Source organism: Nocardia seriolae NBRC 15557, assembly GCF_007990715.1.
Taxonomy (GTDB): domain Bacteria; phylum Actinomycetota; class Actinomycetes; order Mycobacteriales; family Mycobacteriaceae; genus Nocardia; species Nocardia seriolae.
In genome coordinates, this window is record NZ_BJWY01000092.1 from 19,216 (window position 1) to 31,874 (window position 12,659).

Genomic DNA, 12,659 nt, shown 5'->3' on the forward strand with positions numbered 1-12,659 from the left:
GGGGAATTTCCCCATACCTGTCGGGGAATCGGTAACGACACCCCCACAGCTACCGACAGGCTCGGTGGGGCCGCCCGGCCTAACCGAGGTTTTCGTACAAATCGGACCGAAGAGCTTTGACAGGGGAACTCGAATGAGTCAGGGGCTGGCGCTCGGCATCACTGTCGGGTCGTCGAATACCGTTGCCGTGACGACTTCGGGGGGACAGCACAGAGCGCATACGCGGCCCAGCATGCTGGGCGCCGAGCCAGAATTTCCGGAAAGTTTCCTGTCCCGGGTCGGGGATCCCGTGGATATTCGCACTCGGGACGGTTCCGCTGTTCGCGCGGCGGATCTGGTGGCGGCGGCCGTCGGCCGCGCGCTCGATCAGGCGGGCCCGGCCGATGCCGTGGTGGCCTGCTATCCGGCGTGGTGGTCGCAGCACACCGTGGAGGTGCAGCGGACCGCGCTGACCGAGTCCGGGCTGGACACGGTGGCCCTGGTTCCGGAACCGACGGCGGCCATGCGCTGGCTGCAGGAAGTACACGAGTCCAGCCATGACGGTGCGATGGTGGTGTACGACCTGGGCGCGACCGGACTCACCGTTTCGGTGGCGCGTACCGGAGCCATGTCGGGACTGCTCGGCGAACCGGTACGTACCACCGCGGTGGCCGGTTCCGAATTCGATCTGCTGACAATGCGTTACGTGCTCGCCCATGCCGTCGGCGAAAGGGATTTCGATCCTTTCGACCCATTGGTGGAACAAGAATTGGCCGCGCTCCGCATTCGCTGTAAAAATGCGAAAGAAGCACTCTCCACAAATACCGCCACCGTGGTGCCTGTGCGTTTGCCCGGCCTCGGTCATACGGACGTCCGACTTGTTCGCGACGATATCGAGGAACTGCTGCGCGGCCCGCTGCTCGGTTCCACCGATCTGGTGCGCGAGGCGCTGCGCCGGGCCGGTGTCGCCAGCGCCGATCTGGACGGCGTCCTGGTGACCGGCGGCGGCGCGGGCATCCCGCTGGTTACCGAGCTGCTCTCCACCGAATTCGGCATCCCGGTCGCGGCCGCCGCCGACCCGGCCCACCTGAGCGCGCACGGCGCCGCCCTGCTGGCCGCCGACCTGCTGGCCGACACCACCGACACCGAGGCGCATCCGGCCATCGCGGCCGGACGAGCCGGGTACGCCGATGCCGAGGGCCCCGCGCGGACGGCTCCCCGCACCGCGGCCGGACTGCCACAGCGCGTCCGCGGCGAGTCCCTAGCCGGACCCGCGGCCGCGGACCCCGGACCGAGCCCGGAATCCACCGAGCCGCAGCGCATTCCACTGCTGCCCGACCTGCCGGTCGAGCAGCCCGGCGGCGGTTTCCGCCACTGGAAGCGGCTCGCCGTCTTCGGCGCGGCCGCCCTCGCGGTGGCGGCCGTCGCCACCGGCACCCTGGCCATGGGCACCGGAGCCCAGTCCTCGCCCGCGAATACCGATGCGCCGCAGTCACCCTCGGCCTCGGCCGTCGCAATGGACACGCCCGCGCCGACGGGCGGCGTCACCACCTCCGGCCAGCCGTCCCCCGCGGCGGGGAGCCCGATCGCGGCTACCAAACCCGTGGCGCAGCAGGCCGACAAGCCCGCCACCACCGTCCCCGGCTCCACGGCCGCGGAGGCCGCCGCCCCCGGCGGGCAGACCGATAGCCCGGCCACGCAACAGAATCCGGTGCCACCGCAGTCGCCGCAGACCCAGCAGCCGGCAGCGCAGCCGCCGACCCAGGCGCCGCAGTCGCCGCAGCCCCAGCCCGCGCCCGTGCAGGTGCAGGCCCCCACGCTCCCCGGAGCCCTGAACAACGCCGTCGATGGTCTCGGCAACGCCCTTCCGGTGGCGCCGCAAATCGTTCCGCACACCGGCGGCTGAGAGTTGGTTCTTCGTGACAGGCATCACCCCAGTCGCGCTCGATTCGCTTCCGGGCGCGCGAGAGATATTCCGGGAACTGGATTCCGACGATTCCGCCGCGACCCTGTACCTGATCCGCGGCCGCTCCGGCACCGGTAAGTCCACGCTGCTGGGCGCCATCCGGTCCCGGCTGCGGGCCCGCGGCATTCCGCATACCGACAATCCGGCCCAGGCCCTCGGCTCGGCGCAGGCGTTCGGTTCGGCATCGGCGCCCGGCCCGGGACAGGTATCGCGCCCGGGCGCGCACCGCGCGGACGGCCATCCCGGCCGCGCCCGCACCGCCCTGATCGTGGACGACGCCCACGCCCTCGGCTCGGCCGAGATCGACCTGCTGTGCGCCGCGGTGGAGGCCGGGGAATTCCCGGTGGTGATCGCGCTGCGCCCGCGCCCGCACGACGCCCGCCTGCGCGGCCTCACCGATCTGGTGGCGCGCCGCGGCCGGGTGCTGGATCTGCGCGCCCTGGGCGCCACCGAGATCGCCCCGTTCGCACGGGAATTGGGCATGATGGTGCCGCGCGGCCTGGCCCAGCACATCCACCGCCAGACCGGCGGCATCCACGGCGGCGTGGTGGCGGCCCTGACCGCCGCCTGCGCCACCCGCCTTGACGCGGGCGTGACGGCGGTGGACCAGGCGGTCACGGCGTGGGCCCGCGCCCGCCTCGACGACGCCGGCCCGGATCTGCTGGACGCCCTGGTGGTGGCCGCCATCGGCGCGGGTCTGGACACCGGTGAACTGACCGAGGTGCTCGATCTGACGCCGACGGCCGCACAGGAACTGGTGGACCGGGCGCGCGGCAGCGCCCTGGTCACCGACGCCGACCTGCTGCTCGCCCCGGCGGTCGCGCCGCTGCGCACCCTGGTCGGCGACCGCCGCTTCCTGACCGTGGCCCGCCGCCTGCTGCACGCCCGCCTGGACGCCGGGCTGCTGCGCGATCACACCGCCCTGCTGCTCGCCGAGACCGGCGTGCGCGACGAGCGGCTGGCCGAATTCCTCTGCGCCGCGGCGGAAAGAGCCGGCGACGAGGCGGTCCGCCACTACGCGGCCGCTGCTGCCGCCGGCGCCGATCCGGACGTGCTCGCGGTCCGCTGGGCCGATGCCGCCGCCCGGGCCGGGGACGGCGACACCGCGCTGCGCCTGGCCGAACCCACCCTGGCCGATCCGGCCATTCCGCTGGCCGATCTGGCCGCCGCGGTCCGCATCTGCGCGGGCGTCTGGACCCGCCGGGGCCTGGCAGACCGCGCCGCGCAGCTCTACACCTGGCTCGGGTCGACCCGGGTCGGCCCGGACTGGGCGGTCGCCGCCACCGTTCTCTATCTCTCCGGCGACGCCCAAGGCGCACAGATGCTTTCGGTGAACGCCGCCCAATGGCCGCCCACCGAGGCCACCTCCCGCGCCGCCCTGATCGCCAACGCCCTGTTCGACTCCATCGGATCCCCCGGCACCGCCGCGGCCCGGCTCGGCTCGGCTCGGGGCGGCGTCCGGCGGGGGCCCGGCGAACCCGAATATGCGCCGCCGCCCGCCCCTTTCACCACGGCGCCCCGGCCTTCGGCGCGCCCGGGCGGGCCCGAGCGCGGCCGTACCCACGACCCCGAGCACCCAATGGCCCTGCCGCCCCGTCATTCCGGGGCACTCTCGTCCGGAATCCGTTACCGGGCCGCCGATCCCGGTCACCAGCAGTCCGGCATGACGGCCGCAGAACCCACCGGTCGGCAAACGGGCAGCGCGACCGGTCAGCCGTCCGGCGCGCCGGTGCGGGCCGGGTCGGGCACCGCCCCCGCCTTCGGAGCCGTTTCCGCCCCAACGGGTTTCACCGGTGAGATGCGGGCCGTCGCCCCCGCGACGCTCGCCGTGCAGCGCTTCACCAGCCCGGCGCAGGCCCACCGCGGCGCGGCCGTGGCGGCGGCGTCGGGGCTGATCCACGCCGCGCATTCGGGTCCGGCCCCCGCCGACGACGGCGGCGACCGTTTCCTGCCGTGCTCGGCCGTGTCCATCGCGGTGCTGCTGTGCCTGAGCATGGGCGACCCGCGCCGGGCGGCCGACGCCCTGCGCGGCCCCGCCCGCGATCCGCAGCGCCTGGTGCTGGGCGCGTGGGTGGCCATGCTGGGCGGCGACGAGCACTCGGCCGCCACCCTGATGTCCGAAGTCCCGCTCGCGCAACTGGATCCGCGCGACCGCCTGCTCGCGCACGGCGTGCTCGTCGGCCTGGCCCGGCGCGGCGGTGACCACGCCGCCCTGGCCCTGGCCTGGCAGCAGGCCACGCCCCTGTTCGACGAGGTCGGCGCGGATCTGCTGGCGCTGCTGCCCATCGGCGAGCTGTGGCTGGCCGGAATCCGGCTGCGCGACGAGGCCCGCCTGACCGCGCTGGTGACCGCCGCCGACGAACTGCTGCGCCGCCTGGGCGAGCCGCCCGCCTGGTCGAATGCCTTCCACTGGTACGCGATTCAGGCCGCCATCGCCCAGGAGAGCCCGGAAGCCCTGCTGCCGCACGCCCATCGGCTCAAGACGGCCGCCGCGGCGGGCGATCCGCAGGCCGCCGCGCTGGCCGACGCGGGCCGCACCTGGGTGCTGGTGCTGCGCGGTCATGTGGTCCGGGCACAGGTGGAGGGTGCGGCGGCGCGGCTGGCCGGGCTCGGCCTGCGCTGGGACGCGGCCCGGCTGGCCAGCGAGGCCGCCCTGGCCGCTGGTGACTCGGCCACCGCGACCGCGTTGCTCAAGCTGGCCCGCACGCTGCGCGCGCAGGCCCGGCCGCAGGAATCGGCGGTGCGCGCGCCCGCGCCGTCGGCCCCGCAGCCGCGTCCGGAACCGATCACCGATACCGTGCTCAGCGAACGCGAGCGCGAGGTCGCCGAACTGGTGCTATTGGGCTTGACGTACCGGGAGATCGGAGCCCGCCGGTACATCTCGGCCAAGACCGTGGAACATCACGTGGCGCGGATGCGGCGTCGAATCGGTGCCGGGTCGCGTTCGGAGTTATTGTCAATGCTTCGCGCCATGGGTCACGGTTCCCTCCTCGTCTGACGAGCTTGCCGAAGCCGGTGGTCACGGCGCGAGAAGACCCTGACGCACCGAGTGAGGTAACGAGGATGGCCACTGGGGTGGGCCTGCGCATCGCGGACGACGAATCCGTCGTCGCCGTGGTGACCGGCGATGACGCCACACTCCCGGTGCACTACACGGTGCGCGAGTCCGTGCTGCACATGTCCGACGACGGCGACGCCGTGCTGGGCGGGGAAGCGCCGGAGGGCTATTCGCACTCAATCCTGGGCTTCGTGGGCGCGGTCGGCGACCCCGCCGGGCTGGCGGTGGACGACGGTGAGGCGTATCGCGCCGAGGATCTGATGGCCACCGCGGTCTTCTGCCTCATCGGCCAGGCCGCCGAGCATCTCAACGGCCCGGCCGAGTTCTACCTCACCCACCCGACCGGCTGGCCCGACACCCACATTCGCGCCCTGCGCGAGGCCCTCGACTATCTCGGCCTGAAATCGGTGGTGCTGGTCGCCGAGCGCGACCTACCCCCGGCGGACGCGGACACCGGCAAGACCCTCGCCTACCAAGCCGCCCGCGCGGCCCTGGCGGCGGTGCTGTCCACTCCGGCCGGGCTGACCCCGCCCGATGCCACCGCGTCCGCCGTGAACGCCGCCGACGTCACCGACGTCCTGCCCGCCCTCAAGGGTTCCGAACTCGCCCAGGCCTATTCGGAGGCGGTTCCGGCCGTCACCGCCGCCGAGCCGCCGGTCACCCGGGCCACCCCCGAGGTGCCGGTGGTGCATGCGCCGCGTGCGCACAAGGGCCCCTACATCATGGCCGCGGTGGCCGCCGCGATCGGTTTGCTGCTCGGTGGCATCGGGGTCGCCGCGGTGTTGCGGCAGGACGATTCGGCCCCCGGGCCGCCGCGCGGCGAGGTGCGTTCGGAACCGGCGGCGACCGCGGGTGTGGCCCCGCCGCTGTTGCCGCCCACCGGGTCCGAGCATCCGACCGCCGCCGCGCCGCCCGCCGATGCCGCCGACGCACCGGTGACCTCCGACGCGCCGACCACCGCCGCGCCGACGACCACGCCGGAGCCGACACCCCCACCGGCCGCCGCGCCGGGCACGAGCACCCGCACCACGCCGCCCACCACGACCCGGCCGTACCCGCCGATCTACCAGTACCCGCCGGTGCCGACGTTCGAGATGCCGCAGCCGCCGGTGATGCCGTACCCGTGGGGACAGAATCCGTACTGATTTCGTAGCGACCTTCCGAGGTTTGTGCCCTAAAGTGGTGCGCTGACCGACCTTCCGGAAGGTAACCGGGTCTCGGTCAGCTGGGTGCACTACGAAGGGACTCCATGCGCAAGTTCATGGCGCGCCGCGCCGCGGTTCGAGCAGCCACCGTCGCTTTCGCCTCGACCGTCCTGTTGGTCCCCTTGCTCAGCACCGCCACCGCGGACCCGGCGTCCCCGGATCAACTTGCCGCCGAGAAGCTTCCGGCCGAGCTGATCGCGGCCATCGCGCGCGATCTGAAGATGACGCCCGCCGAGTACCTGGACCGGGCCGCGCAGGCCCAGCAATTGCGCAACTACGCAACGACTTTCCGCAGCCAGCGGCCCGACGACTTCGCGGGCGCGTGGCTGGCCACCGACGGCAAGCCGGTCATGGCCGTCACCTCGCTGGATGCCGCCAAGATCGCCGCCGACGCCGGCTACCAGACCCGGCTGGCCCCGATCAGCGCCGACAATCTGGAGAATTCGGCCGACCAGCTGAACATGTGGATCGCCAGCCTGCCGCTGGATCTGTCCAGCGCCATCAACTCGGTCGCCATCGACTTTCTCAACAGCCAGCTGGTGCTCAGCGTCGCGAACACCCCGGCCGGGCATTTGCTGAACCTGCCCACGCTGATCGCCAATATCAAGGTGATGCTGTCACCCGATTCCGGCGGTCCGATCGAGCGCCGACCGATGGGCGGCGACACTTACATCACCGCGCCCACTCCGCTCGGCGATTCCTCGCTGCACAGCGTGGATGTGTGTTCCTTCGGTTTCAACAGCGTGGATTCCGCCGGAAACGCACTGAACATCAGTGCCGGGCACTGCAATCCGAATGTGGAGAAGGGCACTTCCGCCGATGTCTACATTCCGAATGTGAAAAACCTGGCGGCCAGCCCGAAGGTGGGCAGTTTCGTCTCCTCGAATCTGGGCGGCCGCAGCGCGCTCGACTATTCGGTCATCAAGCTGAACGACGAGGCGGTGCGCGCGGGCATGGATGAGCCGACGGTGCGCGGCGCCAACGGCACCACCCTGACCATCACCGGTGTGGCCGACCCGATCACCGGCGCGCCGGTCTGCAAGTCGGGGCAATCGTCCACCTTCACTTGCGGTTTCGTGGTGGCCGACCGGGTCGAGACCCAATTGTTCACCTCGGAGGGCCAGTCCAAGACGGTGCGCGGTTTCGCCTCCAGCGCCTGCACCCTGGGCGGTGACAGCGGCGGCGCGATCGTGTCGGGCACGCTGGCGCTGGGCATCACCAGCGGTTCGAACGCGGCCGACGCGCCGAACTGCAACGAGGCCAACACCGCGCTGGCGCAGTACGGTGGAACCGCGTCGCTGGGCATCCCGGTGCGCGCGATTCTCACCGAAATCGACGCCAATTCCGGTGGCGGCGTCGGCAGCGGAATTCAGGTGCGGACGCGGTCCAACGCCTGACGGCGAAGTGCTCCAGCACCCGACGGCAAAGCGGTCCAACGCCTGACGATGGCGACATCGGCGGTAAACGGACATCCTTCACATTGCCCCTGAATCCGACATGCCCGCTGTTTGCCCCGTGAATACCGAAACGTCACCTCGCAATAAGTAGGCATAACGGGCCCGACACCATATAGTCGGGGCCATGCTCCTGCCACGTATGCGCTTCTCCATGCCTGCCGCGGGCCGACGCCCGCGGTCCCTTGTCCGTACTGCGGCGATCGCGGCGACCTCTGTGCTCGTCGCCGGACCCCTGGCGGCGAGCGCACACGCGGAACCCGCGACCCCCGATCTGCCCGCCCAGCTGATCGCGGCCATCACCCGCGACCTCAAGATCTCCCCGCAGGACTACCTGGCCCGGGCCGACACCGCACAGAAGGTGGCCACCTTCGCCACCACCGCGCAGCGGCAGTTCCCGCAGGTCTTCGGCGGCGCCTGGCTGGACGAGACCGGCAAGGCCGTCGTGGCGCTGGCCCCGGGCGAGGGCGTGGACAAGGCCCGCAAGGCCGTGCAGGACGCCGGTTTCACCGCCAAGGACGTGAGCAAGAGCGAGACCACGCTGCGCGGCGAGAAGAACGCCTTCCAGCAGTGGCTCAAGGATCAGCCCGAGTCCGTGTCGAAGGCCATCCGGGGCGTGGCCATCGACACCTTGAACAACAGCATCGCGGTGCGGGTGGACAAGCCCGATCTGCCGCTGCCGGGCTTCGTGGACCCGGCCCGCGTCATCGTCATGACCGCACCGCCGGTCGGCGGCGAGGGCCAGAACGTGCCGCAGGCCACCGAGATCGCGGGCGCGGGCCCGCGCGCCATCGCCGCCGGCGAGGCCTACGCCTCGGTCGCCGGCCGCATGTCGCTGCGCTGCTCGCTCGGCTTCAACGGCACCGACGGCAACGGCAATGTCGTCAATATCACCGCGGGCCACTGCAACCCGAACATCGCGGCCACCGGCGGCGCGAACTCGCCGAGCGTGTACCAGCTCATCGGTGACAGCCGCGGTCCCGAGGTCGGCCAGTTCCAGAAGTCGGTGCTGGGCAACGAGGACTACTCGATCGTCGGCATCAACGACCAGTTCCGCGACGCCTTCTCCAACCCGTTCGTAACCGTCCCGGGCTCGGCCTCGATCGCCGTCACCGGCGTGGCCGTGCCGGTGGTCGGCGCGCCGGTCTGCAAGTCGGGTGCGCGCACCGGCTTCAGCTGCGGCGTGGTGAACGCCGTGGACCAGACCGTCCAGGTCGGCGACCGCCTGCTGACCCAGTCCTTCTCCGCCAATATCTGTGCCCTGCCCGGTGATTCGGGTGGCCCGCTGGTGACCGGCACGCTGGCCCTGGGCATCGCCAGCGCATCCTCGGTCGCCGACTACCCGATCTGCGAGATCCCGAACCTGCTCGGCCTGATCACCGGCAACACCCCGCAGCTGTTCGCGCAGCCGGTGAGCACCGTGCTCTCCGACAACCCGGGGCTGCGGGTCCGCACCACGTAATCACGGCACCCTCGAAAAGGCCGGTAGCTCAACAGCTACCGGCCTTTTGTCGTCCCGGTGGGGAAGAGATACCGCTGACCTCACTAATTCGGATGCAGCGCTGGAAGTTCGTGGCCCGCCTCGGTCTGGACTGACGGAGCGGGGGAGCGAAGCGGAGGAGCGGAGGAGGGAAGACCGAGGTAACAGGGCCACCAACCGCCGTAGCGCAGCGGAGGCAAATTAAACAGAGCATGCTGGGGATATGTGTTTGGTGTTGCTGGGTTGGCGAGCGCATCCGGAGTACCGCTTGATCGTGGCCGCCAACCGGGACGAGTTCTTCACCCGCCCAACGGAATCGCTGCGCCGGTGGGACGAAGTGCCCGGGGTGCTGGCCGGGCGGGACCTGGGCGCGGCCGGACCGGTGCCCGGCACCTGGCTCGGTGCGCTGCCCGATCATCGCCGCTTCGCGACGGTCACCAATGTGCGACTACCCGGCGAATTCCGCGCCGATGTGCGCTCGCGCGGCGCGCTGCTGCTGGACTTTCTGAGCGGTGACGCGATGCCGGAGAAGTTCGCGCGCGGCGTGTCCGCGGCCCCCGACGACTACAACGGCTTCAACCTGCTGGTCTCGGATCTGGAAACGCTGTGGTGGCACAGCAATCGGGCCGATTCCGCCCCGCGTGAGCTGCTGCCGGGCTTCCACGGCCTGTCCAACAACGCGCTCGTCGGCTCGCTCGAACCCGGCGGCAACGTATCGGGCAGCACCGCCGACCCGGTCTGGCCCAAGGTCCGCGAGGGCGTGCGCGCCCTGGCCGCGGCAACCGCCGCCGACCCCGACGATATCGCGGGCTACCTGAGCGTACTGGCGGACCGCACCACCGCCCGGGCCGCCGAGCTGCCGAAGACCGGCCTGGACCCGCTCACCGAACGGTCCGCCTCCGCCCGCTTCGTCAATCACCCGGTGCACGGAACCCGGTGCAGCACGGTGCTTCTGGTCCGTGAGGACGGTCACTACACGATGGCCGAACGCACCTTCGCCCGCTTCGGCCGCCGCCGCGACACGGTCACGTTCGAGGGCCACCTCGACCTGCCCTGAGCCGCGTCGGCCCCGGACAGCCGAATGGCCCGCCTCCACACCGGAAGCGGGCCACCGAGCGAAGGGACTACGCGCCCCAGGTGCCGCAGGACGCGCCGCCGCTGGACATGGTGCACATGGCCTTGAGCAGCGCGAAGAGCATGGTCTGAATGCTGTCCATGGTTTTTCCTTGCTGGATCGTGGTGGAAGAGGAGGGCCGGTACCCCACTGCCGTCAGTCGGGCAGCGGTTGGGTCAGTTGGCCCACTTGGTGGTGCCGTCCGGCGCCTGCAGGGTCTGCATCAGGTCGATACCGGCGGCGACCAGGGTCGGGCCACCCGCGGCGATGGTGCCGAGGATGCCGCCGATGCCGGCGCCCGCGACCAGGCCGGGGATGCAGCCGGCCGGAATGGTCACCACGCAGCCGATGAGCGCGCCCAGAGCGGTGCCCACGAAGCTGCCGATGCCGATGGCCAGGCCGAACTGGGTGGAGAAGTTGCTCATCGCCTTCTGGTTCTCATTGGCCGAGGCGATGGGCTGGGCGGTGGGGACCGGCTTGGCGGCCAGCACCGTGGTGCCGGGCTGGTAGTTCTCCGGCTTCTCGGGAACGACCTCGAGCACCTTGCCGTCGTCCTTGATCTCCGCCTTCACCGGGATGTCGGTGCCCGCGGCGTCGAACTTCAGCGGGAAGGAGATAGCGGTCGCGCCCTTGACGTCCTTGACGTTCACGATCGTCTGCTGCGGGTCCTCCGGAGTCGCGCCGTCCTGCTTGGCGAGCTCGAAGGTGCCGTTCTTCAGCGTGGAGACGATGGTCTTGCCGTCGACCAGCTTGGTGGAGTAGTTGATCCCAGCGGGAGCTGCGGGAGCGTCGTCGGCGTGGGCGGTCGTCATCCCGATGGTCATTGCGCCGATGACCAGGGCAGCAGCCGCAGTGGTACTGCGAAGCTTCATTCGGTTGTTTTCCAATCCGTCATCAGGTATTCCGCTGTGCGCTCTTCGCCACGCGAGGCGTGGCTTCCCTCGGGCCATGCCTTCGCGCTAGGATGAGTCCTCCCCGAGCATGTGAAGACGCGCGCAGCTGTCGGACAGCGTGAGCCTAGTCGATCACATTACGATTTGCGAGATTCTTTTCTTTCTGCAGGACAGCGGCTTTCAAAGTAAGCCTGCCCTTGGTTACGGCAGCGATTTGCCGGGATTTACGGTGTGGGAAACCCTGGACAGCTAAGTTACCAGCGGGTAACTTACCGTCCATTAGGATACGTGCAACCCGAGGCGGAACCAGGCTGCCTCGCGCAGGCTCGTAGAACCGTAAGAGAGGTCGCGACATGAATGCCCTGACAGTGACGCTGGGCACGATTGGGGCGGTGTTCACAGTTTTCTGTTGGGCATCGTTCATCGGAGGCGTGCGGAACATCGCGCGCACCGTCATGGTCGGGCAGTCCGCGCCCGATCGCTGGCGGCCGTTCTTCCCGCGTTTCAAGACCATGCTCGTGGAATTCCTCGCGCATACGCGCATGAACAAATTCCGCACCGTCGGCTGGGCGCACTGGCTGGTCATGATCGGCTTCCTCGCCGGGTTCATCCTGTGGTTCGAGGCGTACGGCCAGATCTTCGACCCCGAATTCCACTGGCCCATCATCGGATCCTGGGGCATCTACCACCTGGTGGACGAAATCCTGGGCATCGGAACGGTTATCGGCATTCTGGTGCTGATCGTCATCCGGCAGCTGAACCACCCGCGCGTGCCCGAGCGGCTGTCGCGTTTCAGCGGTTCCAAGTTCGCGCCCGCGTATGTGATCGAGGCCATCGTCCTCGTCGAGGGCTTGGGCATGGTCTTCGTGAAGGCGGGCAAGATCGCCACCTACGGCGAATCCCACACCTGGAGCGACTTCTTCACCGAGCAGGTGGCCAAGCTGCTGCCGAGCTCGGTGATCATGGTGTCGATCTTCGCGTTCATCAAGCTGATCTCGGGCGCGACCTTCCTGCTGCTGGTCGGCCGCAATGTCACCTGGGGTGTGGCCTGGCACCGGTTCGCCGCGTTCCCCAATATCTATTTCAAGCGTGAGGACGACGGCTCGGTCGCCCTCGGTGCGGCCAAGCCGATGATGTCGAACGGCAAGCCGATCGAGATGGAGACCGCGGACCCGGACAACGACACCTTCGGCGTCGGCAAGTTCGAGGACTTCTCCTGGAAGGACATCCTCGACGTCACCACCTGTACCGAATGTGGTCGCTGCCAGTCGCAGTGCCCGGCCTGGAACACGGGCAAGCCGCTCTCGCCCAAGCTGCTGATCATGTCGCTGCGGGACCACGGCTACGCCAAGGCCCCTTATCTGCTGGCCGGTGGCCGCAAGGACATGGGCGGCGACGAGATCGGTCTGGTGGACGCCGAGGGCAAGCCGAATGAGCGTGCGCTGGCGAAGATTTCGGAGGCCGCGCGCGCCGAGGCGGAGCGGCCGCTGGTCGGTGGCGAGGATGTCAA

7 protein-coding genes and 1 pseudogene are annotated in these 12,659 nt (G+C 70.2%); 7 read left to right on the top strand and 1 reads right to left on the bottom strand.

The annotated features are described in order from the left end of the window. The first annotated feature begins 289 nt into the window (after nt 1-289). The 6 genes from NS2_RS24720 to NS2_RS24745 all read left to right on the top strand — a co-directional run bounded on the left by NS2_RS24720 (nt 290) and on the right by NS2_RS24745 (nt 10,199). A complete protein-coding gene (locus NS2_RS24720; protein ID WP_158544164.1) occupies nt 290-1,885 on the top strand; it encodes an Hsp70 family protein in 1,596 nt (531 codons plus the stop codon). Between the two features lie 22 nt (nt 1,886-1,907). Continuing rightward, nucleotides 1,908-4,943, top strand: coding sequence for a LuxR C-terminal-related transcriptional regulator (locus NS2_RS24725; protein WP_033089217.1), 3,036 nt, complete (start codon nt 1,908-1,910; stop codon nt 4,941-4,943). A 65-nt stretch (nt 4,944-5,008) separates the two neighbouring features. Continuing rightward, entirely contained in the window at nt 5,009-6,148 is a 1,140-nt protein-coding gene (locus NS2_RS24730; RefSeq protein WP_033089201.1) for an Hsp70 family protein, read from the top strand. A gap of 104 nt (nt 6,149-6,252) precedes the next feature. Next, nucleotides 6,253-7,605, top strand: coding sequence for a S1 family peptidase (locus tag NS2_RS24735; protein ID WP_033089200.1), 1,353 nt, complete (start codon nt 6,253-6,255; stop codon nt 7,603-7,605). 184 nt (nt 7,606-7,789) lie between these two features. After that, nucleotides 7,790-9,124, top strand: a complete 1,335-nt coding sequence (locus NS2_RS24740; protein WP_228102551.1) for a S1 family peptidase — start codon at nt 7,790-7,792, stop codon at nt 9,122-9,124. Nucleotides 9,125-9,365: 241 nt separating this feature from the next. Next, a complete protein-coding gene (locus tag NS2_RS24745; RefSeq protein WP_033089199.1) occupies nt 9,366-10,199 on the top strand; it encodes an NRDE family protein in 834 nt (277 codons plus the stop codon). A 233-nt stretch (nt 10,200-10,432) separates the two neighbouring features. On the opposite strand, the gene NS2_RS24750 is transcribed toward NS2_RS24745, so the two are convergent. Continuing rightward, complete coding sequence (locus NS2_RS24750) at nt 10,433-11,128, bottom strand: DUF8020 domain-containing protein (protein WP_033089198.1); 696 nt, start codon at nt 11,126-11,128, stop codon at nt 10,433-10,435. Between the two features lie 374 nt (nt 11,129-11,502). Here NS2_RS24750 and NS2_RS24755 point away from each other — a divergent pair. Beyond that, nucleotides 11,503-12,659: pseudogene (locus NS2_RS24755) on the top strand (Fe-S oxidoreductase); the annotation flags it as partial.